Raw genomic sequence first — 25,796 nt, forward strand, 5'->3', positions numbered from 1 at the left:
TCCTGTGGCGGGTTTGCTTTATAACTCGGCTGAGCACGCAAGGCTTGTATGCGTGGCTTTCATAACTACCGATATGCAATCCAAAAGGACACCTTCCCATGGCAGAAGCCAAGAAGCCGGCGCCGGCAGCGGAAGCGAGCGATAGCTCGCCCAAAGGCAAGAAGAATACGATCCTGTATATCGTCATCGGCCTCCTGATCCTGGTGATCCTGGCGGGTGGCGCGTTCGGTACCTGGTTGTTTCTGACCATTTCGGCCAACCAGAACTTCGGCGAGCCGGCAGCGACCGCAGAGCAGGCCGCTGACGATCACGGCAGCGATGAAGGCAAGAAGGAAAAGAAGAAGAAGGACAAGAAGAAATCCGAACACGGCGAAGCACCCGTGTTCACCAAGCTGGATACCTTCACCGTCAACCTTGCGACTGGGGCGGTGCTGCAGACGGAAATCCATGTGCAGGTGGCGGACGAGAAGCAGTCGGAAGTGATCAAGAGTTATCTGCCGAGATTGAGCAGCCAGGTGAATCTGCTGCTGAGCTCGAAGAAGCAGGAAGAGATCTCGACCCTGGATGGCAAGGTCAAGCTGATGGAAGAGATCAAGCAGACCCTTAACAAGGTACTGGGCGCAAAGGATGACGAGGACGGCGTGATGAGCGTTGAATTCAAGACCTTCATCGTCCAGTAGGAATAGCAACACGTGCAGGATTGGGGTGCCTAGATGGCTGACGATATTCTCTCCCAGGAAGAGGTGGATGCCCTTCTACGGGGGGTCACCGGTGAAGACGAAGACGCGGACGAAGGTCTCGATACCTCGGCCATCCGTGCCTACGACATTGGCCGGCAGGAGCGTATCGTCCGCGGCCGTATGCCTACGCTCGAGGTTATCAACGAGCGTTTCGCCCGCAATTTGCGCATCGGCCTGTTCAACTTCATGCGCCGCTCGGCCGAGATCTCGGTTGGGCCGGTGCGGGTGCAGAAGTACAGCGAATTCATTCGCAACCTGGTCGTGCCGACCAACCTCAACCTGATCCATATGAAGCCGCTGCGCGGCACTGGGCTGTTCATCTTCGATCCGGACCTCGTGTTCCTGGTGGTCGACAATATGTTTGGCTCGGATGGCCGCTACCATGTGCGCGTCGAAGGCCGTGACTTCACGCCGACCGAGCAGCGCATCATCCAGCGTTTGCTGGAAGTGGTGATGGACGAGTATCGCAAGTCCTGGGAGCCGGTGTTCAAGACCGAATTCACCTATGTGCGCTCGGAAATGAATACCCAGTTTGCCAACATCGCCACGCCTACCGAGGTGGTGGTGGCCTTTACCTTCAAGATCGAGCTCGGCTCGGGCGGTGGCGACTTCCATGTCTGCTTCCCCTACTCGATGATCGAGCCACTGCGGGATATGCTCTATAGCTCCATGCAGGCCGACCGCATGGAATCGGACAATCGCTGGGTCAAGTTGCTCTCGCGCGAAGTGCAGAATTCCGAAGTCGAGCTGATCGCCAACCTCGGCACCGCCAAGATTACCCTGGGCGAGATTCTCGACCTCAAGGTAGGCGATGTGGTCGGTATCGACATCCCCGAGAACATCGTGGCGGAAGTCGATGGTGTGCCGCTGCTGGAAGGACGCTACGGCACCCTGCACGGCCAATATGCACTCAAGGTGGAAAAGGTGCTGACGACGGCCGAGAATCTGATGCTGGACGACGAGCCGCAAGAGGATACAGAACATGAGCAATGAAACCGAAGAGCAAGGCCTGGATGACTGGGCCGCGGCGCTAGCCGAGCAGCAGAGTGCCGAAGCGGCCGCTGAGGAAGCTGCCGCTGCACAGGTGGCATCCACGCCGAGTCAGTCCAACGTCTCGGCCGCGGACATCTTCCAAAGCTTCGACAAGCAGCCCGAGCGTCCTTCCGGTCCGTCCGGCATCGACATGATCATGGACATTCCGGTGGCCATGACCGTGGAGTTGGGCCGTACCAAGATCGCCATCCGCAGCTTGCTGCAGCTGGCCCAGGGTTCCGTTGTGGAGCTCGACGGCCTGGCTGGTGAGCCTATGGACGTGCTGGTCAACGGCACGCTGATCGCCCAGGGCGAAGTGGTGGTGGTGAACGACAAGTTCGGTATCCGCCTCACCGACATCATTACCCCGGCTGAGCGTATACGTCGCCTGCACAAATGACCGCCACGCATCCATGCGAATGACCCTGATCCCCGCCGCCGCCATAATCGCGGCGGCTTCTGTTTGTGTACTGGCTGCCGGCGAGGCCGACAAGGTCCCGGCTCTACCATCCACCGCCACTCCCTCACTGCTCGGCTTTGTCCAGGTCATCCTGGCCTTGATGCTGGTCATTGCGGCCATCCTGGGCACCGCCTGGCTCATGCGCCGGCTGGCGCCGGGGCCACTGGGCGGACCGGCCAGGCTGCGCGTGGTAGGCGGCGCCATGGTCGGCCCCAAGGAGCGGGTGGTGGTGATCGAAGTACGGGATACCTGGCTCGTGCTCGGTGTCACCGCCAGCAGCGTCAGCACGCTGCACAGCCTGCCGCGGCCGGAGGATGCCGAGGCAGCACCGGCAACCGGCCTGCCGTTCGCCGAGCGTCTGGCCGGCATCATCAAGGCCAAGAGTGGTAGCGGGGGCCAGGCATGAGGTGGCGCACGCTGATCTTGCCGGCTGCGCTGCTCCTGGCCTTGCCGGTCATGGCGGCCGATGCCGGCCTGCCGCTGCTGACCAGCCAGCCTAGCGGTGGCGGGGGTCAGAGCTATACCCTGACCCTGCAGACCCTGCTCTTTCTGACGGCCCTGACCTTTTTACCGGCCGTGCTGCTGATGATGACGGCCTTCACGCGTATCGTGATCGTGCTGTCCATGCTCCGCCAGGCCCTGGGTACGCAGCAGTCGCCGCCGAACCAGGTCATCGTCGGGCTGTCGCTGTTCCTCACCGTATTCGTTATGTCGCCGGTGCTCGATAAGATCTGGACCGAGGCTTACCAGCCTTACAGTCAGGAGCAGATTGGCTTTAACGAAGCCCTGGAGCGGGCGAGTAAACCGCTCAAGCAGTTCATGATCAAGCAGACCCGGCAGAAGGACCTGGCCCTGTTCGTTGAACTATCGCAAAGCGCCAAACCCAATGGCCCCGAGGACATCAGCCTCAAGGTGTTGGTGCCGGCCTTCGTGACCAGCGAGCTCAAGACCGCTTTCCAGATCGCCTTTCTGGTCTTCATTCCCTTCCTGATCATCGACATGGTGGTTGCCAGTGTGCTGATGGCGATGGGTATGATGATGGTGAGCCCGGTAACCATTGCCCTGCCTTTCAAGATCATCCTCTTCGTGCTGGTCGATGGTTGGACGCTATTGATCGGCTCGCTGGTGCAGAGCTTTTATACCTAGGGGGTAGACCATGTCTCCGGAAACGGTGATTACCGTCATACAACGCGCCTTCGAGGTCATGATCCTGGTCGGTGGACCCATGCTGATCGCCGGTTTGATCGTCGGCCTCATCATCAGCGTTTTCCAGGCCGCGACCCAGATCAACGAAGCCACGCTGTCTTTCATTCCCAAGCTTCTGGTGACCTTTCTGGTCGCCGTGCTGGCTGGCCCCTGGATGCTGTCCATTCTGATGGACTACACGGTGCGCCTCTACCAGGCGATTCCGACGATGATAGGCTGACGGCACGCGCTCCATGTTCACCGTCACCGATGCCCAGATCCAGGCATGGTTGGGCCTTTTGCTCTGGCCGCTGTTCCGCATCCTGGCCATCTTCGCAACCGACCCGTTCTATTCCAGCCGTGGCATACCGGCGCGGGTGAGGGTGGGGCTGGGGGTGTTGCTGGCCATCCTGATCGCACCCGCCTTGCCGCCTATGCCAACAGTGTCTCCGGTCTCGCCCTTGGGCATCCTGATCCTGGGCCAGCAGATTCTGATCGGCACGGCCATCGGCCTCACCATGCGGTTGGTATTCACCTCGGTCGAGATGGCCGGCCATCTGGCCGGCCTGCAGATGGGCCTGGGCTTTGCGAGCTTCTATGACCCCCAGCACGGCGCCAATACTGCCGTGGTAGCGCAGATCACCAGTCTTTTGACCCTGCTGATATTCCTGGCGCTCAACGGTCACCTGCTGGTGATCGAGACCATGGCGCGCAGCTTCGTGTTACTGCCCATCTCGGCCGACCCGATCAAGGGCATAGGCTTTCGCATGCTGGTGGAGTCTGCCGGGCAGATCTTTACCCTGGCCTTGTTGATGTCCTTGCCGGTCATGGCTGCCCTGCTGATCACCAACCTCTCGATCGGCGTCATGTCGCGCGCCTCGCCCCAGTTCAATGTGTTCGGTGTTGGCTTTCCACTCACCCTAGGTGTTGGTGTGGCAGCGCTTTACTTCTCGCTGCCGCAGTTTGTACCGCATATCCAGCGTCTGATGGACCAGGCCACCCGGCTGGCCTACAAATTGGCCACGGTCTTTGCCGGTACCTGAGCCACCTCGGCATAAGGCATGAAAAAAGCCACCTGAGGGTGGCTTGGTAGTATCGAAACCAATCTCCGTCCATCGTACTAACGAGCGGAGCTAGGCTCCCCGCCTGCGGGCGGGCAGAGGGGGTAATAGGGGAGAGCTGCCGCCTCAGATTTCTTGTGTTCACCCGCGTCTAGCGTAGTGCATTAAGGCAATCAGACTGCGTCGGCGCCGGTTTCGCCGGTCCGGATGCGGACGACCTGCTCCACTGCGGTCACGAAGATCTTGCCATCGCCGATCTTGCCGGTACGAGCGGCCTTCACCACAGCGTCGAGCGCCGGCTCGACTTTCTCTTCGGTGATCACCACCTCGATCTTGACCTTGGGCAGGAAGTCCACCACGTATTCAGCGCCACGGTAGAGCTCGGTATGGCCCTTTTGGCGGCCAAAGCCCTTTACTTCGGTCACGGTCAGGCCGGTCACGCCGACTTCGGCCAAAGCCTCGCGCACTTCATCGAGCTTGAACGGCTTGATGATGGCTTCGATCTTTTTCATACCCATCTCTGTTTTCCTCCTTCTCAAATCCGGCAAGAAGCGACAAAGGGCCTTGCGGCCCTTTGCTTGATACTGAAGCGGTAAGGCTAAGCCTTACTCGACCTTGGCCTTGGCACGCAGGTCAGCGATCACCTTGTTCAGTTCCTGGCCTTGCATCTGTTGCTGGATGCCAGCCTTCACTTCGTCGAAAGCCGGGCCTTGCGGCTGACGCACGTCGTCCAGCTTGATGATGTGGAAGCCGTATTGGGTCTTGACCGGAGCCGGGGTCACTTGGCCCTTGCTCAGCTTGGCCAGCGCATCACCGAATTCCTTGACGAAGTTGGTCGGTACAGCCCAGCCCAGGTCGCCGCCATTGGCCTTGCTGCCCGGATCCTTGGATTTTTCCTTGGCCAGGTCTTCAAACTTCTTGCCCTTCTTGAGAGCGGCGATCACGTCGTTGGCTTCCTTCTCGGTCTCGACCAGAATGTGGCGGGACTTGTACTCCTTCGACGGCATCTGAGCCTTCAGCTTGTCGTACTCGGCGCGCAGGGTCTCGTCAGAAACCACGTTGGTCTTCTGGAAGTTCTGCACGAAGGCCTTGAGCAGCACGTTCTGCTGAGCCATGGTGGCTTCGATCTGGACGTCGGCGTCCTTGCTCAGACCCTTCTTGGCTGCTTCCTGAGCCACCACTTCGTTGGTGATCAGGTCTTCGCGAATCTTCGCGCGCAGCTCAGGGCTGTCCTTGGCGCCACGCTCGGCCAGTTGCTTCAGGATATAGTCCATTTGCGCCTGGGGGATGGCCACGCCATTGACAACGGCCACCGGCTTGTCGGCTGCGAAGGCTGCACCGGCCAGCAGGGCGGCGATCAGAGCAGGGGCGAAAATCTTGGTTTGCATCGAATACGTCCTTCTTAGTCTTGAGAGGGGGTAATAATCGCCAGGCCGCTTGGGCTAGGCATTTTCGCCAGGGGTGCGGGCGTCGATCGCCAGCGCGTGGATATCGCGCCGCATCATCTCGCCCAGTGCTTCATAAACCAATCGGTGGCGTGCCACCGGCGTCAGTCCGCTGAACCGCTCGGACACGATCTTCAGCAGATAGTGCCCACCGCCAGAGGCCGCACCCGCGTGGCCCGCATGCTTGCTGCTGTCGTCACGCAGATCCAGCAACACAGGGTCCAAGCTGGCAAGTTTCTCACGGATTTTATCCATCGTGTTCACGCGGGCAACACCTTCTTGAAGGGGCGCACTTCAACACGGGCATACACGCCAGCCAGCTTGTAGGGGTCCGCCTCGGCCCATTCGGTGGCGGCACCCAGGCTGTCGAACTCGGCCACGATCAGGCTGCCCGAAAAACCGGCGGGGCCAGGGTCAGGGCTGTCAATGGCGGGGAAGGGGCCAGCCAGCAGCAAGCGGCCTTCTGCCTGCAGCGCATGGAGGCGGGCCAGATGGGCCGGGCGGCTCTCCAGGCGCTTGGCGAGGGAGTCTGGCGTGTCGATGCCAGTGATGGCGTAGTACATGGAGTCAACTTTCCTGGCTGTCGGCCGGCGTCTTGGGCATGTGGCGATTAAGCCACAGTCCCTGCGCGATGGCGAAGATGAAGGTGAGGCCCAGCACGCCGAACAGCTTGAATTTGACCCAGAAACTCTCGGAAAAATTGAAGGCGACGAACAGGTTGAGGCCAGCCATCAAGAGGAAGAAGGCCACCCAGCCCCACATCAGCTTGTCCCAGACCGGGCCTGGCAGGTGGAGTTCCTTGCCAAGCAAGAGTTCCATCGGCGGTTTCTTGAGGCCATAGCGTGATACCACCAGGCTGGCCGCCAGGGCGATGTAGAGCGCGGTGGGCTTCCAGAAGATGAAGGTACTGCTGTGGAAGAACAGCGTGGCGCCACCAAGGATCAGAATCAAGGCAAGGCCTATCCACTGCATCATCTCGACCTTCTTGCCCCGCAGCTTCAGCCAGGCGATCTGGCCGATGGAGACAACGATGGCGAGCGCCGTGGCGAATTCGATCGGCTTGTTGAGGCCGTACTCGGGAAAGGCGAGACCGGAAGAGTAGCCAGCAAAGAAGACAATGACTGGCAGCAGGTCGAACAGGAATTTCATGGGCCGCGATTATGCCGGGGGGATGCACGCCGGGCAATCGCTCTTCGACGAGCGGGGTAAAGGCACGGTGTAAAGGTCTCAAGCCGCCTCGGCCGCCTGCATCTGCCAACGTCCCCGCGCATCGTGCCAAACCTCGAGTGGCCAGCCATAGGCCTGGCTCAGGCGCTCGGCCTGCAGTACTGCCTTGGCCGGGCCTTGGGCCAGCAGGCGACCACCTTGCAGCAGCAATACCTCCTGTGACCACTGGGCTGCCAGCGCCAGATCGTGCAGTACCGTGACGACGGTGCGCCCGCGGGCTGCTTCCGCCCGTAAACGGCCAAATAGCAAGGCTTGATACTTGAGGTCGAGGTGATTGGTGGGCTCGTCCAGGAGCCAGATCGGCGCGTCCTGGGCGATCAGCCGTGCCAGCCCGGCTCGCTGCCGCTCACCGCCAGATAATCGTCGCCAGGGCCGGCTCGCCAGTCCGCTGAGGTCAAAAGCGGCCATGGCCGCTCCCACCCGCGCCTGGTCTTCCAGGCTGGGCTGGCCAAAGTGCCCAAGGTAGGGCCTGCGCCCCAGCATCACGTATTCTGCCAGGCTGAGTGGCAGGTCCTCGGCCGAGAACTGCCCCAGCCAGCCTATCGCTTGAGCGCGCTGCAGGCGCGCCAGTTGAAGGATGGGGGCGCCATCCAACAGTATCTGACCTTCGCTGGCGGACAAGAGGCCGCCCAGTAACCTTAACAGCGTGCTCTTGCCGGCGCCGTTCGGGCCGATGATGCTGGTCAGACTGGCGGTGGGGAGATGGCCGCTGATGCGGTTCAGCAAACTACGGCCCCGATGCTGAAAGCTGACCGACTGCATCTGCAGGGTAGGCGTACTCATGCGCTATCTCCCATTTTCCGGCGGAACAGCCAGACAAAGAACATGGGTCCGACAAAGCCGGCCAGAAGGCCGACCGGCACGTTGACCGGATAGGCAATACCACGGGCCAGGGTATCCATCAGCAGCAGAAAGGCCGCGCCGCCCGTTGCCGACAGGGCAATCAAGCGCCGACGCCCGCCACCGGCCAGCAGGGCGCAGGCGTTGGGCACCATCATGCCGACAAAGCCGATGATGCCGGCCACCGATACCGCTGCGCCAATCGCCATGGCAGCGCCAACGGCGGTCAGCAAGCGAGCGCGCTCCACGTGCACGCCCAGTCCCTGTGCCGCTTCGTCACCCAGCAGCAGGCAATCGAGATCCCGGCCCAGGCCCAGCAGCAAGGCGATGCCCGCAATGCCTACCGGTGCAGCCCAGGCCAGTGGGGCGCCGGTCGTACTGCCCAACTGGCCTGATAGCCAGGTCATGGCGCTACGCAATGCCAGATCATCGGAGAGGAAGAGCAGCATGCCGGTCATCGCGGCGCCAAAGCTGCCCAGCATCAGGCCCATCAGCAAGAGCCCGGTGCTGCCGCCGCCCACCAGCCTTACCAGGGCCAGCAGCAGCCAGGTGGCGAGCAGGCTGCCGCCAAAGGCTGCCAGCGGCAAGGGCAGGGCGCGCCAACCAAAAGCCATGATGCAGACCACGGCCAGCGCAGCACCGCTGGAGGTGCCGATCAAGGTCGGATCGGCCATGGGGTTGCGGAATAACGCCTGCAAGGCGGCGCCGGCTGCAGCCAGTGCCGCACCTACCAGGAGGGCGGACAGTATGCGTGGCAGCCGCAGGCTACGGACCAAGGGGTCGGCGAGGTCTGGCCACTGCCAGCCATCGCCCTGGAAGCCCAGCGCAAACACCAGGAGGCTTGCCGTAGCCAGGCCCAAGACCAGCCAGGCGGGCCAACCACCAAGGCGAGGCAGGCTAGGTGTTTGCTGCAGCCAGAAAGCACGTACGGTCGGCATGGTCAGTGATGCTCCCTGTTCGCCATGCAATCAACCCAGCGTACGCAATTTACGGACCGCTGCCGGGCTGCCCAGATTGACGCTGAAGTATTCATGCACCGGTACTTCGTACACGCGACCATTACGGCCAGCCGGTGTGGCGGCGATGTCGGCACGGCGGGTGAATTCGGCCAGTCCGCCATAGACGGCGCGGTTGTGCTCGGCGATCAGGATGATGTCCGGTGCCAGCTTGCTCAGGGCTTCGGCATCCAGCGGCTTGTAGCCATCTATGCCGGCCGCGGCATTGATGCCACCGGCGGCCCGGATCAGCCAATCCGCCGGCGTATCGCGGCCGGCGACCGTCTTGCCTTCGTAGGTCACCAGCACCCTCTTGCCCCACGGCTGGGCAGGCCGCATGGCGTTCTGCCAGTCGTAGGCCAGTTTGCCGGCCTGGGCGTCGGTGCCAATCAGCTTGCCCACGCTGCGGATCGCCTCGGCGTAGTCCGAGCCATCGGTCTTGGCGCTGACCTTGACGGCCTTGAGGCCAAGTCCGTTCAACTGGCTCCAGATGCCTTCTGGCATGGCCAACTGGCTGCCGATCACCAAGGTGGGCTTGAGCCGCAGGATAGGCTCAGCGGAAAGTGAGCGGGACGAACCGATCTCGACCGCTTGGGCGAGCTCGGGTTGCTTGGCCACCCGCTCGCGCCCGACTACCTCACTGCCGTGACCCAGCGCCACGACGATCTCGGCGACGTCGGCGGTCAATACCACGATGCGCTCGGCGGCCTGGCTGGCGGCGGCCAGCAGGCAGGTCGCCAGCAAGACGAGGGATTTCTGCAATGCCAAGGGCCTACGCAGCATCGAGTTGCTCCTCGCGGTCCGGCAGGCTGTGTGCCAGTGTGGCCCAGCCGGCGAGCTCAGGTTTGCCCGGCTTGCGCTCGCCAAAGAACTGCACGATCAGCTTGCCTTCGACGTCGTAGCACTCCAGCGAGGTCACCTCGCCGTCGCGGGTCGGCTTGCGCACAACAAAAGCCCGTCCGAACAGGTCCATACGCAGGTGCAGGTTGAAGCCCGGGTCCAGCACATTGAGCCAGGGGCCCATGGGAACAATCTTCTTGACCGGCCCGGTATGGATCTGCAAACAGCCCTGGTTGCCGGCAAAGACCATGATGGGTAGTTGCGATTCGGCCGCTGCCTTGAGCAGCAGGGCGATGGCGTCGAGCGATACTTCACGCACATAGCCCTGCGGCGCCAGGCGCAGGGCCTGGGTACGGCTGACCTCGTACTTGCGCAGCAAGGGGTAGAAGTCGTGGGTGTCGGCCAGGTTCAGCCAGCCTTGTTGGAAGGCTTTTGCATCGACCGCGGCGTCGGGCTGTTCGGTGGCCGGTTCGCGTGCACGATCCGGTTCCACCACGGCGTGACTGCTGGCGTAGCGGCTGACCAGCTCGTCGTAGGCGGCGGCGTTTGAGGCTTCGGTCAGGAAGACCTTGTGCACCGCGTCGCCATGCCGGTCGAAGAACTGGATGGATGGTCTTTCTCCCCTCAGGGCAAAGCCGTAGCGCCAGCTATGCAGGAAGAAGCGCAGATCAATCTCGGGGTTCAGTGCCAGACCCATCTCGCCATGGATGCTGACGTTGGCGTAGAGCCCGGTCTTTTCATGGACGGCGGCTTCATTGCGGGTCAGCGTCATCACCGTACCCAGTGCCTCCAGCTCGCCCAGGATATCGGCCCAGCGCGGGAATAGCGTGATGGAGAGCGGATCGGCTGCCACCAGCTCGGCTTCGGAAACGCCAAGCCGCGCGGCGGCGTCCCGGGCGCGGATCTTGGGTTCGCTGGCACGCAGATGTTGGTATTGCTGCCAAAGGGTCGATGCATTCATTTTTGAATCTCCTGATGACGATACTCATCGGTGGTACTTGGATCGCGTTGGGGGCGCCGGCTTCCCGGACGGCGCCCCCGCTGCGCGGCCCCTACGGCGGGCCTCTCCTCTTGCTCGGGGGGTTAGAAGTGATAGTCGAGATTGATCGCGGCAGTGCGGCCGGCCTGGGTGTAGCGGTCCAGCACCGTGGCGCTGGCCAACTGGCCCTTCACGTCGGTCCACAGCCAGTACTTGCGGTCAGCCAGGTTGTAGACGCCCACCAGCAGGTCGGCATCGCGGCCGATGGTGCGCGAGATCGACAGATCGACCACGCCATAGCCGGGCGTACGGAACATCGTGCTGCTGCTGACGCGTTCCTTCTTGCTGGCGCCACGGACCTGCAGTGCGCCGTGCCAGGCGTCGAGGTCATACTCGGCAGCAAGGCTGCCATTCAGCGGGTCTACGCTGTCGAGTGGTGTGTTGTCGCTGAGCTTGTCGCCCTTGGCATAGGCCAGGCTGCCGCGCAGGCGGAGGTCCTTGAGGGGCCTCCACAGCGCCTTCAGTTCCAAACCCTGGATGCGTACCCTGGCCACGTTCTGGGCCTGGAATTCCATTGCCACGCCGTTGCCGTTGGTATCGACCGGCGACACCAGCACATTGTCGATAAAGTCGTGGTAGCGGTTGCGGTAGGCGGTGGCCGCGAACTCGAAGCTCGCGCTGCGGTAGCGGGTGCCGATCTCCAGGCTGCTGCTGGTTTCGGACTTGAGGTTGGGATTGGGCAGCACCTCATAGCCTTGCGCCGCATTGGTGAACACCAGCATGGCATCGTCGAAGTTCGGTGCTCGGAAGCCTGTACCCGCCTGCATGAAGCCGGTCCAGCCTTCGGCCAGCGGTAGGCTGAGGGCCAGGCGTGGCGAGACCGAGGAGTCGCTGTACTTGTTGACCGGGTATTTGAACGGGTTGGCCGCGTTGAACAGCGCATCCGGCTTGGGCGTCAGCGTGTAGCGGTCGTAGCGCAACGAGGGGGTCAGGGTGATGCCGGAGCCCAGGGCGATCTCGTCCTGCACAAATACGCCGGTACGCTCGCTGTCGTTGTCGGGGAAGGTTTTCTGCGGGAAGACTTCGCCACCGACCACATTGCTGACGGTGCCGTTGGCATTGAACTGCTGCCGCATACGTGGCCGGCTGGTCTCGGTCTTGCTGTATTCGGCACCCCAGACCAGGGTGTGCAGCAGATCGCCCTGGTCAAAGCGATGTGTCAGTTGCGCACTGGCGCCCCAGGCATCCTGTTCGAAGCCGGAGTCATTGGTACGCAGCACGCCGCCGGCTCGCGATTCCAGCGTGTATTCACGGCTCTCGCCATGCTGCCGGTAGAGGCTGACCTTGGCCCCCACCAGACCGGTGCCGCTACCGGTGTAGTCGTAGTTGAGGCTGGTGCGGTTGCGACGCGATTTGTCTGTGGCAGTTTGCGACAGCACGGTGCTGGTACGACTGCTCAGGAAGTTGCCATCCTGGCTGCGGTTGAATACGTCCTGGGTCAGGCCGATCTCCTGGCCGGGGGCGACCATCCAGCCCAGCTTGGCCAATACGGCGCTGCTGTCCCAGGCTAGCGGGTTGGCCGTGGTACGGGCACTGCTCGCGCTGTCGTTGCTGCCGTGGGTCTCGAGGTTCTCGCCGCGCCGGGCGGTATAGCTCAAGAGGCCGCTCAGATCACCACTGCGCAAGCCCCAGGCGGCGCCCAGCTTCTTGCTGTTGTCGGCACCATAGTAGCCAGCCCGTAGCCGGCCGCCACTGCTGGCGCCCGCTTGCAGCAGGTCCTGCACGTCCAGGGTTCGGTATTCCACCACGCCAGCGATGGCATCGGCGCCATAGAGACCGGAATAGGGGCCTTTGACCACTTCCACCGCGCTCAGCGTATCGAGTTCCACCATATCTCGGCCAGAGATCGCGGCACCGCCGCCGGCATACAGCGAGGGCAGGGTCACACCGTCGATCTGCATCAGCACCCGGTTACCCTCGATGCCGCGGATATTGACTCCGGCATTGCCGCGTCGGGCTGGATCACGATTGACGTTGACGCCCGGCTCGTCGGCGAACAGGGTCTGGATATCGCGTACCCGGCCGGCATTGCTGCCTTCCGGCGACAGCACGGCGGTGTTGGGGGCGACCGTGTCGGCGTCCTTGGCCAGGCGGGTGGCGGTGATTGAAACGGTCGGGAGCGTATCGGCTGCCGCGGCAGCCAGCGGTACCGCTGCGGCGGCGGGCGGCGTGTCGGCGTAGGCAGCGGTAAGCGGCAGGGCGGCCAGCAGGGCCGCGAGCGGGGTAAGGCGTAGGTTGGTGTAGCCGGTCATGGGCAGTCAGAATCCAAAAAAGTCGCCCCGCCTGCTGGCTGGTCGGTACCGGTTGGCGCGAGGCCAGGCGGCGGGAGCGGGAATTTGGCTGGCTGACCGGCAGGCCGGTTGGCTGGCTACATCGTCATGGAGAGGGTGGTGCGTAAACGGTGGTGGCGCTATCTCGCGGCTATTTGGTCAGGATCAGCTTGCCATTGCGGGTGACCCGCAGGCGATAGATCTCTCCGCGGTGGCGGATGGCGATCTCGCTGTGCTTGCCCATCAGCGTGCTGGCCTCAACCACGGCAGGGAGGTTGGCCGGCGCTGCCTGAGGGGGTGTTGGGCTGGTTTGCATGTTCATTTGAAAATGATAATCGTTATCATTAAAATTTTACAAGTACCGCGCCAAAAAAATCCACGTCCGGGATTGAGTGACGTTAACGTCAATCAAATTAACAACAGCAAGGGCCGGTGTTATCGTGTCTGCCAAAACCCTCAGAAGGAGACACCGTCGTGAGTGCACTGCTGCAACTGGAACGTATCGGCCACACCGCCGTCATCACCATCGCCAATCCGCCCGCCAATACCTGGACCGAGGAAAGCCTGCCCGCGCTCAAGGACCTGGTGGCCGAGCTCAATGCCGACCGCGAGATCTATGCTCTGGTACTGACCGGCAGCGGACCGAAGTTCTTCAGCGCCGGTGCGGATCTGAATGTCTTTGCCGGCGGTGACAAGGCCCGTGCGCGGCAGATGATCACCTACTTTGGCCGGGCTTTCGAAGCCCTGGCGCAGTTCCGCGGTGTCAGCATTGCCGCCATCAATGGCTACGCCATGGGTGGTGGGCTGGAGGCCGCTCTGGCCTGCGATATCCGCATTGCCGAAGAACATGCGGTGATGGCGCTGCCCGAGGCCAGCGTGGGTCTCTTGCCCGGCGGCCTGGGCTCGCAGCACCTGCCTTGGCTGGTTGGCGAGGGCTGGGCCAAGCGCATGATCCTGTGTGGCGAGCGGGTGGATGCCCAGACCGCGCTGCGCATTGGCCTGGTCGAAGAGATCGTGCCCAGCGGTGGCGCGCGCCAGAAGGCGCTGGAGCTGGCCGAGAAGGTGGCCAAGCAGAGCCCCTCCTCGGTCAGCGCCTGCAAGCAGCTGATCCAGGCGGCCCGCAAGCAACCCATGTGGAGTGCCTTGCCCATGGAGCGGGAGATGTTTGTCGATCTGTTCGATACTGAAGACCAGAAGGAGGGCGTCAACGCCTTCCTGGAGAAGCGTACGCCGGTCTGGAAGAACCGCTGAACGTCCTGGCGCCGTCCTGTTCTTGCCCGCCGGCGTCAGCCGGTGGGATTGTCATCCGAGGTTGAAGTCCTGTGTCAGATAGCGTCCTGTTTGAACTCCATCCTACCGCTCAGGGCCACCAGATCGCGGTGGCCACGCTCAACGCTGAGAAATCGCTCAATGCGTTGACTCTGCCCATGATCCGCCGACTGGCGCCACAACTGCAGGCCTGGGCAGACGATCCCGCTGTGGTCTGCGTGCTGCTGCAGGGGGCTGGCGAGAAGGCATTCTGTGCCGGTGGTGACGTGGTGACCCTGCACCAAGCCATTCGCGCCGGCGACTTTGCCAGTACCGATGCCTTCTTTCGCGAGGAATACGCACTCGACTACGCCATCCATACCTACCCCAAACCGGTGTTGCTGTGGGGGCACGGCATCGTCATGGGGGGCGGCCTGGGTCTCCTGGTCGGCGCCAGTCACCGGGTGGTGACTGAGCGCTCGCGCATCGCCATGCCTGAGATCACCATCGGCCTCTACCCCGACGTTGGCGGTTCCTGGTTCCTGAGCCGGCTGCCTGGTCGGCTGGGCATCTATCTGGGCCTGACCGGCGCCTCCTTCAATGCGGCCGACGCGCTCTTTACCGGTCTGGCAGATTACGTCCTGCCCAACAGTGCCCGTTCCGGGCTACTGGCGGCGCTGGCCGGCTTGGCTTGGCAAGGGGATGGGGAGGCGGACAAACGTGTGCTTTCGGCTCATCTCCGCGAGCAGAGTCGCACCACTGCGCCGGAGCTGGCGCCCTCGGCCATCCGTGCGCATTACGACGCCATCCAGTCGCTGACCGACTACGACACCATCGCCGAGATGGTCGCCGCCATCACCGCCTATCGCGGTGCCGACGACTGGCTGCGGGCGGGAGCGCAGAAGCTGGCGGCCGGTTCGCCTACCTCCATGCGCTTGGTGGTGGAGGCGCAGCGGCGTGCCAAGCATCTGTCGCTCAAGGAGGTGTTCGCCATGGAGCTCACGCTCTCCGGCCAGTGCTGTCGCCATCCGGATTTCGCCGAGGGCGTGCGCGCCTTGCTGGTGGACAAGGATGGTGCGCCCAACTGGTCACCGGCGACCCTCGCAGAGGTCAACGATGCCTACCTGGCGGAGTTTTTCCGGCCTCTTGCCTGAGGTCGTTAGGGGGCACAAACAAAAGGCCGGCAATGCCGGCCTTTTGCACGCGCTTGTAAGCGCCTCAACCCTTGCTCATCAACTCGCGTAGAACGAAGGGCAGGATGCCGCCGTGCTTGTAGTAGTCGACCTCGATCGGTGTGTCGATCCGACACAGCAGGGTGACTTCCTCGCGGCTGCCATTGGCGCGGGTGATCACCAGCTTGAGGTCCTGCTGCGGCCGCAGGTTGTCGGTCACGCCAACAATATCGAATACCTCGTCACCACGCACGCCCAGCTTCTCATGGCTGTCCTCACCCTTGAATTGCAGTGGCAGCACGCCCATGCCCACCAGGTTGGAGCGGTGGATGCGCTCGAAGCTGCGCGCCACCACTGCCTTGACGCCCAGTAGCTGGGTGCCCTTGGCCGCCCAGTCGCGGCTGGAGCCGGTGCCGTATTCCTCACCGGCGAATACCATGGTCGGTGTGCCGCGCTGGATATAGGCCTGGGCAGCGTCGTAGACCGTGGTCTGCACGCCGTCGAGCAGGGTAAAACCGCCTTCGATGCGGCTGCCGTCCGCCTTGGGTGGCAGCATCAGATTCTTCACCCGCACATTGGCAAAGGTTCCGCGGATCATGATGTCGTGGTTGCCGCGGCGGCTGCCGTAGCTGTTGAAGTCGGCCTTCTGTACACCATGGGCCAGCAGGTATTTGCCTGCCGGAGTGGTGTCCTTGAAGGAGCCGGCCGGGCTGATATGGTCGGTAGTGACCGAGTCGCCCAGGATCAAGAGCGAGCGTGCGCCGTGGATATCGCCGATCTTGCCCGGCTGCATGCTGAAATCTTCAAAGAAGGGTGGCCGGGCGATATAGGTCGAGGTCGGCCAGGTATAGACCTGCCCCTTGGGCGCCGGGATGCCGTTCCATAGGTCATGGTCGCGGGTGAAGTCGCCATACAGGCGACGGAACACTTCGGGGTTCATGGCGTAGTGCATCAGGCCATGGATCTCATCGCTGCTCGGCCAGATATCGCGCAGATAGACCGGCGTACCGCTCGCATCCTTGCCCAGCGGCTGGGTTTCGAGGTCGATATTGACGTTGCCGGCCAGCGCAAAGGCCACCACCAGCGGCGGGCTGGCCAGGAAGTTGGCCTTGATATTGGGATGGATGCGGGCCTCGAAGTTGCGGTTGCCGCTCAGCACCGCCGCCGCGATCAGGTCGTTCTCGACGATGGCTTCGTTGAACTCGGCCGCCAGATCGCCGGCATTGCCGATACAGGTGGTGCAACCGTAGGCCGCGATATTGAATCCCAACTGGTCCAGGTAGGGCTGCAGGCCGGTTTCCTTGAGGTATTCGGTCACCACGCGCGAGCCGGGGCCAAAGCTGGTCTTGACCCGCGGGTGGACCTTGAGCCCCCTCTCGACCGCCTTCTTGGCCAACAGGCCAGCCGCCAGCAGTACGCCCGGGTTGGAGGTATTGGTACAACTGGTGATGGCGGCAATCAGTACATCGCCATGACCGAGGTCGATGCCGTCCTTGCGGCTGGTCACCCGCTCATGCAGCTGTTCCGCCGGCTTGTTGAAGCCGTTTTCGGCAATGGGCTTGCTGAAGAGGTTGCTGAAGGTGCTGCCCATGCGTGGCAGTTCGATGCGGTCCTGCGGTCGCTTGGGGCCGGCCAGGCTGGGGACGATGGTGGCGAGGTCCAGCGACAAGGTCTTGCTATAGGCGATGTCACCGGCACTCGGCATGCCAAAGAGGCCCTGCGCCTTGAAGTAGGCTTCAAAGGCTTCGACCTCTTCCGGCTTGCGGCCGGTACCCTTGAGGTAGGCCACGGTCTTGTCGTCGACCGGGAAGAAGCCCATGGTGGCGCCATACTCTGGCGCCATATTGCCGATGGTGGCACGGTCCACTACCGACAGGCTGGCGGCGCCGGGGCCGAAGAATTCGACGAACTTGCCGACCACCTTTTCCTTGCGCAGCATCTCGGTCACGGTCAGCACCAGATCGGTGGCGGTGATGCCGTCGCGCAGCGCGCCCTTGAGCTCCACGCCGACCACGTCCGGGGTCAGGAAATAGACCGGCTGGCCCAGCATGCCGGCTTCCGCCTCGATGCCGCCCACGCCCCAGCCAACCACGCCCACGCCGTTGATCATGGTGGTATGGCTGTCGGTGCCGACCAGGGTGTCGGGGAAGGCCACGCCATCACGGATCTGCACGCCGCGGAACAGGTATTCCAGGTTCACCTGGTGGACGATACCGATGCCGGGCGGGACGACCTTGAAGGTATCGAAGGCCTGCATCCCCCACTTCATGAACTGGTAGCGCTCGCCATTGCGTTGGAACTCCAACTCCATGTTCTGCCGCAGGGCATTGGGCGTGCCGTAATGGTCGATCATGACCGAGTGGTCCACCACCAGGTCCACTGGCACCAGCGGCTCGATGGTCTTGGGGTTCTTGCCGAGTTTGTCGGCCACGTTGCGCATGGCGGCAAGGTCGGCCAGGAGCGGTACACCGGTGAAGTCCTGCAACACCACGCGAGCCACCACGAAGGGGATTTCGTCTACCCGTGCAGCGGTCGCCCCCCAGTTGGCCAGTTGCCGCACATGCTCCTCGGCTACCTTCTTGCCATCGCAATTGCGCAGCACTGATTCCAGTACCAGCCGGATCGAGACCGGCAGCTTGGAGATCGGGCCCACGCCAGCGGCTTCCAGCGCCGGCAGGCTGTAGTACTGCAGGGCGCGGCCTGAGGGCAGGTTCAGCGTCTTGAGGGTGTCGTGCAGATTGTGCGGCATGGTCTTCTCTCCTGATCGGGACAGGTTATTCGCTGCTCAGATGGCTGCTTAGGATAAGGGCGTGATTCAATCAATCTAGCTGCTTGGGAGCGGCCTTGCCGGGACAAAGTTCACCCTGCCGGCCGCCGCCGGGTAGCCTTGCAACATAGTCCTGCTGCGGGCGGCGGGCAATGCCCCATTCGAGGGATGCGACATCCTGCCAGGGCTTTATTTCAATGCCGCGGCGCGGCCTTCCAGCCAGCGGCAGAAGGCGGCGATGGCCGGGTCATCCATCAGCGCCCGCGGCGTGATCCAGCAATAGCCGCGCACCGGCACGCTGGGGGCCGGCAGTGGTGCCACCAGGGTACCGTCGGCGATCGCTGCCTGCATCATGGGCAGTGGGCCAAGCACCACGCCCAAACCATCCATGGCGGCCTGCAGCGCCAGGTAGAAATGGTCGAACTGCTGGGTGGCGGCCGGTTTGAGCTCGGGCACGCCGGCCAGCGTCAACCAGCGTTGCCAGGCGGTGGGGCGGGTATCGGCATAGAGCAGGGTGTGCCGGGTCAGGTCTGCCGGGCTGGTTATACCGGCCCGTTCCAAGAGTGCGGGGCTGCACAGCGGCAGCTCATGCTCATCAAGGAAAGGCTTGCTGATATAACCCGGCCAGTCACCCGGGCCGCGCCGTATGGCGAGGTCGAATGGCGTATCCAGCCGGCTCACATCGCGGTCGCTGGTCACCAGCCGCAGTTCCACGTCAGGGTGAGCGCGCTGGAAGTCGGTCAGCTGCGGCAGCAGCCAGTGCATGGCCAGCGTCGGAGTGGAGTTGATCACCAGCCGCCGCTGCCGGTCCGGCTGCAGGAGCTGGGCGGTGGCATTGGCAATGATGTCAAAGCCATCCTGCACCTGCACCAGGTAGCGCCAGCCCACCTCGGTCAGCTTGACCCGGCCACCGCTACGCTCGAATAGCCGCACACCCAGCCATTCTTCCAGCTGCTTAATCTGTTTGCTCACAGCACCGTGGGTCACGAAGAGTTCGTTGGCAGCCGCCGAAAAGCTTTCCAGCCGGGCGGCGACCTCGAATGCACGGAGCGCGTTCAAAGGGGGCAGGTTTTGACTCATGCTGTGATAATAACTCACAGCGCCTGTCGCGATTACTCGTTTGTGCGCAGCAGGCCTTACGCGTAACCTCCGCGTCACTTACTTAACAAGCCGCTTCCCGTCGCTCTGCCGCAAATCGGCTGGAGTGCAAGGAAACGGTTGATAATCAGCAAGTTGCAAGACTTGCCCGGCATCCCGGCCGGATGCGGCCCGCCCGCAGCCCATCGCAACCGCAACTGTTTAAAGGTCATCGCCATGCTAGAAGCCTACCGCCAGCACGTCGCCGAACGCGCCGCCCTGGGTATCCCTCCGCTGCCGCTCAACGCGCAACAAGTGGCCGACCTGGTCGAACTCCTGAAGAACCCGCCCAAGGGCGAGGAACAGACCCTGGTTGACCTGATCACCTACCGCGTACCGCCCGGTGTGGATGACGCCGCCAAGGTGAAGGCCTCCTTCCTGGCCGCCGTGGCCGAAGGCACCGTGACCTCGCCGCTGGTGGACCGCGCCCTGGCAACCAAGCTGCTGGGCACCATGCTGGGTGGCTACAACGTCAAGCCGCTGGTGGACCTGCTGGGCGACGCCCAGGTCGGCACCATCGCCGCCGACGCGCTGAAGAAGACCCTCCTGGTGTTCGACTACTTCCACGACGTCAAGGCCCTGGCCGATGGTGGCAACGCCAATGCCAAGGCCGTGCTGCAAAGCTGGGCCGACGCCGAGTGGTTCAAGAGCCGCCCGGAAGTGGCCGAGAAGATCACCGTGACCGTGTTCAAGGTCACCGGCGAAACCAATACCGACGATCTGTCGCCGGCGCCGGATGCCTGGTCGCGCCCCGACATTCCGCTGCATTATCTGGCCATGCTGAAGAACGCCCGTCCCGGCATCACCCCGGAAGAAGACGGCAAGCGCGGTCCGATGCAGTTCATCGAAGACCTGAAGAAGAAGGGCCACCTGGTTGCCTACGTTGGCGACGTGGTCGGTACCGGCTCTTCGCGTAAGTCCGCCACCAACTCGGTGGTCTGGGCGACCGGCCAGGACATTCCTTACGTGCCGAACAAGCGCTTCGGTGGCGTGACCCTGGGCGGCAAGATTGCCCCGATCTTCTTCAACACCCAGGAAGATTCCGGCTCCCTGCCGATCGAAGTCGACGTCTCCAAGCTGGAGATGGGCGACGTGATCGACATCTACCCCTACAGCGGCAAGATCGAGAAGAACGGCGCCGTAGTAGCCGAGTTCAAGCTCAAGTCCGACGTGATCCTCGACGAAGTGCGCGCCGGTGGCCGTATCAACCTGATCATCGGTCGCGGCCTGACCGGCAAGGCCCGTGAAGCACTGGGACTGCCCGCCAGCACCGAATTCCGCCTGCCCAAGGCTCCGGCCGATTCCGGCAAGGGCTTCTCGCTGGCCCAGAAGATGGTCGGCCGTGCCTGCGGTCTGCCGGAAGGCCAAGGCGTCCGTCCGGGTACCTACTGCGAACCGAAGATGACCACCGTGGGTTCGCAAGACACCACCGGCCCGATGACCCGTGACGAACTGAAGGACCTGGCCTGCCTGGGCTTCAGCGCCGATATGGTCATGCAGTCCTTCTGCCACACCGCCGCCTACCCCAAGCCGGTGGACGTCAAGATGCACAAGGAACTGCCGGCCTTTATCAGCACCCGTGGCGGCGTTGCGCTGCGCCCGGGCGATGGTGTGATCCACAGCTGGCTGAACCGACTCTTGCTGCCCGATACCGTCGGTACCGGTGGCGACTCGCACACCCGCTTCCCGATCGGCATCTCCTTCCCGGCTGGTTCCGGCCTCGTGGCCTTCGCCGCCGCGACCGGCGTGATGCCGCTGGACATGCCCGAGTCTGTGCTGGTCCGCTTCAAGGGCAAGATGCAGCCTGGCGTCACCCTGCGTGACCTGGTCAACGCCATCCCCCTGTACGCGATCAAGGCGGGTCTGTTGACCGTGGCCAAGGCCGGCAAGAAGAACATCTTCTCAGGCCGCATCCTGGAAATCGAAGGTCTGCCGGATCTGAAGGTCGAGCAGGCGTTCGAACTGTCCGATGCTTCGGCCGAGCGTTCCGCCGCCGGCTGCACCGTGCACCTGGACAAGGCCCCGATCATTGAATACATGACGTCGAACATCACGCTCATGAAGACCATGATCGCCAATGGCTACGCCGATGCCCGTACCCTGGAGCGCCGTATCAAGGCCATGGAAGCCTGGATCGCCAAGCCTGAACTGCTGAAGGGCGACGCCGATGCCGAATACGCTGCCGTGATCGAGATCGATCTGGCCGACATCCACGAGCCCATCGTGGCCTGCCCCAACGACCCGGACGATGTGAAGACCCTGTCCGAAGTTGCCGGTGCGACCATCGACGAAGTGTTCATCGGTTCGTGCATGACCAACATCGGTCACTTCCGTGCTGCCTCCAAGCTGCTGGAAGGCAAGCGCGACATCCCGGTCAAGCTGTGGGTGGCCCCGCCGACCAAGATGGATGCCGAAGAGCTGACCAAGGAAGGCCACTACGGCACCTTCGGTACTGCCGGCGCCCGTATGGAAATGCCGGGCTGCTCGCTGTGCATGGGTAACCAGGCCCAGGTGCGCGAAGGCGCGACCGTGATGTCGACCTCGACCCGTAACTTCCCCAACCGTCTGGGCAAGAACTCCAATGTGTATCTGGGTTCGGCCGAACTGGCGGCCATCTGTTCCAAGCTGGGTCGTATCCCGACCAAGGAAGAGTACATGGCCGACATCGGCGTGCTGAACGCCAAGGCCGGTGAAGTCTACAAGTACATGAACTTCAACGAGATCAAGGACTACCAGGACGTGGCCGATACCGTGGCCGTGAACTGAGCCTTGCAGCACTCGTAGGTAGTACACGCAACCCGCCGAGCAATCGGCGGGTTGTTTGCTTTTTGGGCTGGCTGCTTTCTGCCGGCCCGCTAAACTTGCAGCCTTCGGGCCTGTCTCTCCCTGGTAGCTTGTGCGCCACGGCGTGCGGGCCGGATAAATCCAATCAAGACTTCAGGAAGGAAGACCATGACCCTACGTATATTCTCCGGTGCCATGCTGGCTGCTGTCACCCTTGGGGGCTGCGCCTCTTTCGTGGAGCTCAAGCCGGCCGCCCAGTCGGTACAGGTAGGTAGTACCGACACGGTGGGCAGCTGCACCCTGCGGGGTTCGGTCCATGTGAAGGTGCTGGACAAGCTTGGCCCGGTATCGCGCGACGAGGGCAAGATGATCATTGAGCTCAATACCCTGGCGCGCAATGCGGCGGTGGATCTGCAGGGCGATACAGTCCTGGCTGACGGACCGATCAAGGCCGGCGAGCGGGACTACAAGGTGTACCGCTGTAAGTGAGCCTGGCGCACTTGCTGCCGGCGTAGGTGAGGTGAGTTCAGTACAGGCGCCTGGGATACCCGTGCGCTAACCGATTACAACGCAGGTATAGCGGCTCACCTCCGGATCTGATCCTCACCCCTCTCGCAGCCTTGCACGCACAGGTTCTAGGCGCCAAAGCGCCAAGCGCTCTGGCAGCCACCCGCCGGTGGGGAATCTTGCCGCGCTCACTAGCGCACCGAATGAGTGTTTAGGCTAGATGGAAAAAGAAAAAGGGAGGCATTGCCTCCCTTTTTTCTTATCTGGCCAACGCCTTCAGCACGGTTTGCGTATCACGCACCCGACCCAGTCTCGGCAGGATGTTTTCCATGGAGAAGCGGTGATGCTCCGGCTTGGGCGCGCTGCACAGGTCTTCCACCAATACCTGTTCATAGCCCAACTCCCAGCCTGCTCGCGCGGTCGCTTCCACGCCGATGCCGGTGACAATGCCACCCAGCACAATGGTACGTATGCCGCGCCGACGCAGTTGCAGGTCCAGCTCGGTACCGAAGAAGGCATTCCATTGCCGCTTGACGATCAGAACGTCGGAAGGGGCATGCAGCAGCGTAGGCGGGGAGTCCAGCCAGTTGGCCGGCAGGCCACCCGGTGGTAGTGGCGGGGCTTGGTCCACCGGCTGTTTGAGGCTATCGCCGAAGTCGGCCGACCAACCCACCCGTACCAGCACCACCGGCGCACCGAGTTCGCGAAAGCGCTGCGACAGGCGATTGGCGTTTTGCAGCACCGTATCGGCACTATGGGTGCCGGCATAGGGCAGTATGCCCTGTTGCAGGTCTATCAGTACCAAGGCGGTAGTTTTGGGATCTAGTGTCAGCATGGTGGCCGGCTCCTGTGGGCATGGGTACTATGTGAGGACTGTCTCACTTTTTGAGTATATGAGGATGTCCTCACAAAATGCAAATGGTACGGCGCGCTTGCCGCAGGGAACGCGCGGCCGGCAAAAGGTAGCCTTGCTGCTGGATACGGCGGCGGCGGTATTTGCCGAGCAGGGCTTCGACGCCGCGACCATGACCGAGATCGCCGCTCGCGCAGGGGCCTCCATCGGTTCGCTGTACCAGTACTTTCCTACCAAGGAGCAGGTGGCCGATGCGCTGCTGCAGCGCTTTGCCGAGCAGCTTTACCAGCGTATGGAAGCACTGGTTGAAGCGGCGGCTAACTGGAGCGCAGCCGAACTGCTGGAGCGGCTCTACCCGGCGCTGATCCAGTTCCGCTCGGATAACCCGGCCTTCATCATCCTGGCCGAGGCGCGTAGTGGCCCGGCGCTGGCAGCCATGCAGATCCGTGCCCGCATGCGCACCTATGTGCAGGCCATCCTGCGCCAGCAGGCGCCTGAGCGGGATGAGGCTGAGCTCGAACTACTGGCCGTGTTGGTGCTGCAGGTCATGAAGACCGCGGCCGGCCTCTATGCCGAGCCAGATCTACCGCAGCGCGAGCAAGTATTGTCGGAACTGAAGACCATGCTGCAGGACTGCCTGGAACGCCGCCTCTACCAGCGCGCAGGGCGATGATGCTGCGCCGCACAAAATACTTGACCGCCTAAACCAGCTCATACAAGATGAGCTTTCAGATCAACCAGCCAACGACCGGAAAGGAGCACCTTCATGACCTGGCAAAACTCCACCGTAACGACTAGCTGACCCATTTCGCCATTGGCGTGAGGGGTCGATGCCCTCACGCCGGTTGCCCGCAAAGCCCCGGCCGTGTCCGGGGCTTTTGCATTCCGTCCTCGCGCCAAACCACCTTCAAGGCCGGGGAGGGAGATATTGGGAATGATCCATCTATGCCTATCTTGAAAACCCTCGCCGGCGATCGCGTGCCGGTAAAAGTCTGGACTGACGACATCGAGCATGACGCCATCCAGCAACTGAAGAACGTCGCTGCGCTGCCCATCGTGCACGGCCATGTGGCCGCCATGCCCGATGTACACCTGGGCATCGGTGCCACGGTCGGTTCCGTCATCCCTACCAAGGGGGCCATCATCCCGGCCGCAGTCGGGGTGGATATCGGCTGTGGCATGAATGCGGTACGCACTTCGCTGACCGCTTCCGATCTGCCGGACAACCTGGCCAAGCTGCGCTCGGCGGTGGAGGCCGCCGTGCCGGTCGGCTTTGCCCAGCACGAATGGGACAGAGTGCGCGGCTCGGCCCACCAACGGGTGGCCCGCCCGCTGGACGACAGGCTGGACCGTATCGTCGGCAAGCACCCTGGCCTGATGAAAATGCAGCGCAAGTTCGCCCAGACCTGGGTCTGCCAGATTGGCACCCTGGGTGGCGGCAACCATTTCATCGAACTCTGCATCGATGAAGCGCAGCGGGTCTGGGTCATGCTGCACTCGGGCAGCCGCGGTACCGGTAATGTGATCGGGCGCTATTTCATTGAGGCGGCTCGCAAGGACATGCGCCGCCACAAGGTGAATCTGCCCGACCGTGACCTGTCCTACTTCAGCGAAGGGTCCATGCTGTTCGACGACTACGTCGAAGCGCTCGACTGGGCGCAGGACTATGCCTACGCCAACCGGCGCGAAATGATGCGCCTGGTGGTGGAGGCACTGCGGCCGCATGTACCGAGCTTTACCCTGACCGATGAAGCGATCAACTGCCATCACAACTATGTGGAGCAGGAAACCCACTTTGGCGAAAAGCTGTTCATTACCCGTAAGGGCGCCATCTCGGCCCAGGCTGGCCAACTGGGCATCATCCCGGGCTCCATGGGGGCGAAGAGCTTTATCGTTCGCGGTCTGGGGAATGCGCAGTCCTTCTGCTCCTGCTCGCATGGGGCAGGGCGGCGTATGAGTCGGACCGAAGCCAAGCGTCGCTTCAACCACTTTGATCTGCGCGAGCAGACCCAAGGCGTGGAGTGCCGCAAGGACGGTGGCGTGGTCGATGAGATCCCGGCCGCCTACAAGGATATCGATCAGGTCATGGCGCAACAGACCGATCTGGTCGAGATCGTCCATACCCTCAAGCAAGTGATGTGCATCAAGGGCTGACCGGCCTCTGATCGTTAACCTTCCAAGCAAGGAGTACTGC

At 62.7% G+C, this 25,796-nt stretch carries 27 protein-coding genes; 13 read left to right on the forward strand and 14 right to left on the reverse strand.

Going from position 1 to position 25,796, the window contains the following annotated elements:
* Window positions 1-98 precede the first annotated feature (98 nt).
* From VIM95_RS10870 to fliR, 7 genes are read left to right on the forward strand one after another with little or no spacing between them, the layout of a single operon-like run.
* A complete protein-coding gene (locus tag VIM95_RS10870; protein WP_331985516.1) occupies window positions 99-680 on the forward strand; it encodes a flagellar basal body-associated FliL family protein in 582 nt (193 codons plus the stop codon).
* A 33-nt stretch (window positions 681-713) separates the two neighbouring features.
* Window positions 714-1,733: a flagellar motor switch protein FliM gene (fliM, locus tag VIM95_RS10875; RefSeq protein ID WP_331985518.1), complete on the forward strand. Its 1,020-nt coding sequence runs from the start codon at window positions 714-716 to the stop codon at window positions 1,731-1,733.
* Complete coding sequence (fliN, locus tag VIM95_RS10880) at window positions 1,723-2,172, forward strand: flagellar motor switch protein FliN (protein WP_349258184.1); 450 nt, start codon at window positions 1,723-1,725, stop codon at window positions 2,170-2,172. The genes fliM and fliN overlap by 11 nt, the downstream gene beginning before the upstream one ends.
* 19 nt (window positions 2,173-2,191) lie before the next feature.
* A complete protein-coding gene (gene fliO, locus VIM95_RS10885; RefSeq protein WP_331985520.1) occupies window positions 2,192-2,638 on the forward strand; it encodes a flagellar biosynthetic protein FliO in 447 nt (148 codons plus the stop codon).
* Window positions 2,635-3,378, forward strand: coding sequence for a flagellar type III secretion system pore protein FliP (fliP, locus tag VIM95_RS10890; RefSeq protein ID WP_331985522.1), 744 nt, complete (start codon window positions 2,635-2,637; stop codon window positions 3,376-3,378). The genes fliO and fliP overlap by 4 nt, the downstream gene beginning before the upstream one ends.
* Before the next feature lie 10 nt (window positions 3,379-3,388).
* On the forward strand, window positions 3,389-3,658 hold the full coding sequence (fliQ, locus tag VIM95_RS10895; RefSeq protein WP_331985524.1) for a flagellar biosynthesis protein FliQ: 270 nt from the start codon (window positions 3,389-3,391) through the stop codon (window positions 3,656-3,658).
* 13 nt (window positions 3,659-3,671) lie between these two features.
* Window positions 3,672-4,460: a flagellar biosynthetic protein FliR gene (gene fliR, locus VIM95_RS10900; RefSeq protein ID WP_331985526.1), complete on the forward strand. Its 789-nt coding sequence runs from the start codon at window positions 3,672-3,674 to the stop codon at window positions 4,458-4,460.
* A gap of 191 nt (window positions 4,461-4,651) precedes the next feature.
* On the opposite strand, the gene VIM95_RS10905 is transcribed toward fliR, so the two are convergent.
* The 11 genes from VIM95_RS10905 to hemP form a co-directional block, all read right to left on the reverse strand.
* A complete protein-coding gene (locus VIM95_RS10905) occupies window positions 4,652-4,990 on the reverse strand; it encodes a P-II family nitrogen regulator (protein ID WP_331985528.1) in 339 nt (112 codons plus the stop codon).
* A 93-nt stretch (window positions 4,991-5,083) separates the two neighbouring features.
* Window positions 5,084-5,866, reverse strand: coding sequence for a peptidylprolyl isomerase (locus tag VIM95_RS10910; RefSeq protein WP_331985530.1), 783 nt, complete (start codon window positions 5,864-5,866; stop codon window positions 5,084-5,086).
* A gap of 54 nt (window positions 5,867-5,920) precedes the next feature.
* Window positions 5,921-6,178 carry a BolA family protein gene (locus VIM95_RS10915; RefSeq protein ID WP_331985693.1) on the reverse strand — a complete coding sequence of 86 codons (258 nt, stop codon included), beginning with the start codon at window positions 6,176-6,178 and terminating at the stop codon, window positions 5,921-5,923.
* Window positions 6,179-6,183: 5 nt separating this feature from the next.
* Window positions 6,184-6,486 carry a YciI family protein gene (locus tag VIM95_RS10920; protein ID WP_331985532.1) on the reverse strand — a complete coding sequence of 101 codons (303 nt, stop codon included), beginning with the start codon at window positions 6,484-6,486 and terminating at the stop codon, window positions 6,184-6,186.
* 4 nt (window positions 6,487-6,490) lie between these two features.
* Window positions 6,491-7,072, reverse strand: a complete 582-nt coding sequence (locus VIM95_RS10925) for a septation protein A (RefSeq protein WP_331985534.1) — start codon at window positions 7,070-7,072, stop codon at window positions 6,491-6,493.
* 78 nt (window positions 7,073-7,150) lie between these two features.
* Window positions 7,151-7,933: an ABC transporter ATP-binding protein gene (locus tag VIM95_RS10930; RefSeq protein WP_331985536.1), complete on the reverse strand. Its 783-nt coding sequence runs from the start codon at window positions 7,931-7,933 to the stop codon at window positions 7,151-7,153.
* Window positions 7,930-8,928, reverse strand: a complete 999-nt coding sequence (locus VIM95_RS10935) for an iron ABC transporter permease (RefSeq protein ID WP_331985538.1) — start codon at window positions 8,926-8,928, stop codon at window positions 7,930-7,932. Before VIM95_RS10935 ends, VIM95_RS10930 begins: the two co-directional genes overlap by 4 nt.
* A gap of 30 nt (window positions 8,929-8,958) precedes the next feature.
* A complete protein-coding gene (locus VIM95_RS10940) occupies window positions 8,959-9,768 on the reverse strand; it encodes a heme/hemin ABC transporter substrate-binding protein (RefSeq protein WP_331985540.1) in 810 nt (269 codons plus the stop codon).
* Window positions 9,758-10,786, reverse strand: a complete 1,029-nt coding sequence (locus VIM95_RS10945; RefSeq protein ID WP_331985542.1) for a hemin-degrading factor — start codon at window positions 10,784-10,786, stop codon at window positions 9,758-9,760. The genes VIM95_RS10940 and VIM95_RS10945 overlap by 11 nt, the downstream gene beginning before the upstream one ends.
* Before the next feature lie 122 nt (window positions 10,787-10,908).
* The gene (locus VIM95_RS10950) at window positions 10,909-13,116 is read right to left on the reverse strand and encodes a TonB-dependent hemoglobin/transferrin/lactoferrin family receptor (RefSeq protein WP_331985544.1); all 2,208 of its coding nucleotides are present in this window, start codon (window positions 13,114-13,116) and stop codon (window positions 10,909-10,911) included.
* A 169-nt stretch (window positions 13,117-13,285) separates the two neighbouring features.
* Window positions 13,286-13,456, reverse strand: a complete 171-nt coding sequence (gene hemP, locus VIM95_RS10955) for a hemin uptake protein HemP (protein WP_331985546.1) — start codon at window positions 13,454-13,456, stop codon at window positions 13,286-13,288.
* Between the two features lie 152 nt (window positions 13,457-13,608).
* Between hemP and VIM95_RS10960 the strand changes: the two genes are divergently transcribed.
* Both VIM95_RS10960 and VIM95_RS10965 read left to right on the forward strand, forming a co-directional pair.
* Complete coding sequence (locus VIM95_RS10960; protein WP_331985548.1) at window positions 13,609-14,385, forward strand: enoyl-CoA hydratase; 777 nt, start codon at window positions 13,609-13,611, stop codon at window positions 14,383-14,385.
* Between the two features lie 71 nt (window positions 14,386-14,456).
* Window positions 14,457-15,536, forward strand: a complete 1,080-nt coding sequence (locus tag VIM95_RS10965) for an enoyl-CoA hydratase/isomerase family protein (protein ID WP_331985550.1) — start codon at window positions 14,457-14,459, stop codon at window positions 15,534-15,536.
* A gap of 64 nt (window positions 15,537-15,600) precedes the next feature.
* On the opposite strand, the gene acnA is transcribed toward VIM95_RS10965, so the two are convergent.
* On the reverse strand, window positions 15,601-18,303 hold the full coding sequence (acnA, locus tag VIM95_RS10970) for an aconitate hydratase AcnA (protein ID WP_331985552.1): 2,703 nt from the start codon (window positions 18,301-18,303) through the stop codon (window positions 15,601-15,603).
* 207 nt (window positions 18,304-18,510) lie between these two features.
* Window positions 18,511-19,401, reverse strand: a complete 891-nt coding sequence (gene gcvA / locus VIM95_RS10975; protein ID WP_331985554.1) for a transcriptional regulator GcvA — start codon at window positions 19,399-19,401, stop codon at window positions 18,511-18,513.
* 234 nt (window positions 19,402-19,635) lie between these two features.
* Here gcvA and acnB point away from each other — a divergent pair, with 234 nt between their 5' ends.
* Together acnB and VIM95_RS10985 are read left to right on the forward strand one after the other, a co-directional pair.
* The gene (gene acnB, locus VIM95_RS10980; RefSeq protein ID WP_331985556.1) at window positions 19,636-22,224 is read left to right on the forward strand and encodes a bifunctional aconitate hydratase 2/2-methylisocitrate dehydratase; all 2,589 of its coding nucleotides are present in this window, start codon (window positions 19,636-19,638) and stop codon (window positions 22,222-22,224) included.
* Between the two features lie 186 nt (window positions 22,225-22,410).
* Window positions 22,411-22,731, forward strand: a complete 321-nt coding sequence (locus VIM95_RS10985; protein ID WP_331985558.1) for a DUF4156 domain-containing protein — start codon at window positions 22,411-22,413, stop codon at window positions 22,729-22,731.
* Window positions 22,732-23,008: 277 nt separating this feature from the next.
* Here VIM95_RS10985 and VIM95_RS10990 read toward each other — a convergent pair whose 3' ends face one another.
* Complete coding sequence (locus tag VIM95_RS10990; RefSeq protein ID WP_331985560.1) at window positions 23,009-23,584, reverse strand: hydrolase; 576 nt, start codon at window positions 23,582-23,584, stop codon at window positions 23,009-23,011.
* A 64-nt stretch (window positions 23,585-23,648) separates the two neighbouring features.
* On the opposite strand from VIM95_RS10990, the gene VIM95_RS10995 reads away from it, so the two are divergent.
* Both VIM95_RS10995 and VIM95_RS11000 read left to right on the forward strand, forming a co-directional pair.
* The gene (locus VIM95_RS10995) at window positions 23,649-24,275 is read left to right on the forward strand and encodes a helix-turn-helix domain-containing protein (protein WP_331985562.1); all 627 of its coding nucleotides are present in this window, start codon (window positions 23,649-23,651) and stop codon (window positions 24,273-24,275) included.
* A 272-nt stretch (window positions 24,276-24,547) separates the two neighbouring features.
* Window positions 24,548-25,756, forward strand: coding sequence for an RtcB family protein (locus VIM95_RS11000; protein WP_331985564.1), 1,209 nt, complete (start codon window positions 24,548-24,550; stop codon window positions 25,754-25,756).
* The last annotated feature ends 40 nt before the right edge of the window (window positions 25,757-25,796 follow it).

The organism is Chitinimonas sp. (assembly GCF_036568685.1).
In the GTDB taxonomy this organism is placed as follows: domain Bacteria; phylum Pseudomonadota; class Gammaproteobacteria; order Burkholderiales; family Chitinimonadaceae; genus Chitinimonas.

Bases quoted from the DNA above. Each gene is read 5' to 3' on its own strand.
- VIM95_RS11000 (WP_331985564.1), top strand. From the start codon at position 24,548: ATGCCTATCTTGAAAACCCTCGCCGGCGATCGCGTGCCGGTAAAAGTC.
- VIM95_RS10870 (WP_331985516.1), top strand. From the start codon at position 99: ATGGCAGAAGCCAAGAAGCCGGCGCCGGCAGCGGAAGCGAGCGATAGC.
- fliR (WP_331985526.1), top strand. From the start codon at position 3,672: ATGTTCACCGTCACCGATGCCCAGATCCAGGCATGGTTGGGCCTTTTG.
- fliP (WP_331985522.1), top strand. From the start codon at position 2,635: ATGAGGTGGCGCACGCTGATCTTGCCGGCTGCGCTGCTCCTGGCCTTG.
- fliM (WP_331985518.1), top strand. From the start codon at position 714: ATGGCTGACGATATTCTCTCCCAGGAAGAGGTGGATGCCCTTCTACGG.
- VIM95_RS10990 (WP_331985560.1), bottom strand. From the start codon at position 23,584: ATGCTGACACTAGATCCCAAAACTACCGCCTTGGTACTGATAGACCTG.
- VIM95_RS10985 (WP_331985558.1), top strand. From the start codon at position 22,411: ATGACCCTACGTATATTCTCCGGTGCCATGCTGGCTGCTGTCACCCTT.
- VIM95_RS10935 (WP_331985538.1), bottom strand. From the start codon at position 8,928: ATGCCGACCGTACGTGCTTTCTGGCTGCAGCAAACACCTAGCCTGCCT.
- VIM95_RS10920 (WP_331985532.1), bottom strand. From the start codon at position 6,486: ATGTACTACGCCATCACTGGCATCGACACGCCAGACTCCCTCGCCAAG.
- acnB (WP_331985556.1), top strand. From the start codon at position 19,636: ATGCTAGAAGCCTACCGCCAGCACGTCGCCGAACGCGCCGCCCTGGGT.
- gcvA (WP_331985554.1), bottom strand. From the start codon at position 19,401: ATGAGTCAAAACCTGCCCCCTTTGAACGCGCTCCGTGCATTCGAGGTC.
- VIM95_RS10930 (WP_331985536.1), bottom strand. From the start codon at position 7,933: ATGAGTACGCCTACCCTGCAGATGCAGTCGGTCAGCTTTCAGCATCGG.
- VIM95_RS10995 (WP_331985562.1), top strand. From the start codon at position 23,649: ATGTCCTCACAAAATGCAAATGGTACGGCGCGCTTGCCGCAGGGAACG.
- VIM95_RS10925 (WP_331985534.1), bottom strand. From the start codon at position 7,072: ATGAAATTCCTGTTCGACCTGCTGCCAGTCATTGTCTTCTTTGCTGGC.
- VIM95_RS10950 (WP_331985544.1), bottom strand. From the start codon at position 13,116: ATGACCGGCTACACCAACCTACGCCTTACCCCGCTCGCGGCCCTGCTG.
- fliO (WP_331985520.1), top strand. From the start codon at position 2,192: ATGACCCTGATCCCCGCCGCCGCCATAATCGCGGCGGCTTCTGTTTGT.
- VIM95_RS10905 (WP_331985528.1), bottom strand. From the start codon at position 4,990: ATGAAAAAGATCGAAGCCATCATCAAGCCGTTCAAGCTCGATGAAGTG.
- VIM95_RS10910 (WP_331985530.1), bottom strand. From the start codon at position 5,866: ATGCAAACCAAGATTTTCGCCCCTGCTCTGATCGCCGCCCTGCTGGCC.
- VIM95_RS10945 (WP_331985542.1), bottom strand. From the start codon at position 10,786: ATGAATGCATCGACCCTTTGGCAGCAATACCAACATCTGCGTGCCAGC.
- fliQ (WP_331985524.1), top strand. From the start codon at position 3,389: ATGTCTCCGGAAACGGTGATTACCGTCATACAACGCGCCTTCGAGGTC.
- fliN (WP_349258184.1), top strand. From the start codon at position 1,723: ATGAGCAATGAAACCGAAGAGCAAGGCCTGGATGACTGGGCCGCGGCG.
- hemP (WP_331985546.1), bottom strand. From the start codon at position 13,456: ATGAACATGCAAACCAGCCCAACACCCCCTCAGGCAGCGCCGGCCAAC.
- VIM95_RS10940 (WP_331985540.1), bottom strand. From the start codon at position 9,768: ATGCTGCGTAGGCCCTTGGCATTGCAGAAATCCCTCGTCTTGCTGGCG.
- acnA (WP_331985552.1), bottom strand. From the start codon at position 18,303: ATGCCGCACAATCTGCACGACACCCTCAAGACGCTGAACCTGCCCTCA.
- VIM95_RS10915 (WP_331985693.1), bottom strand. From the start codon at position 6,178: ATGGATAAAATCCGTGAGAAACTTGCCAGCTTGGACCCTGTGTTGCTG.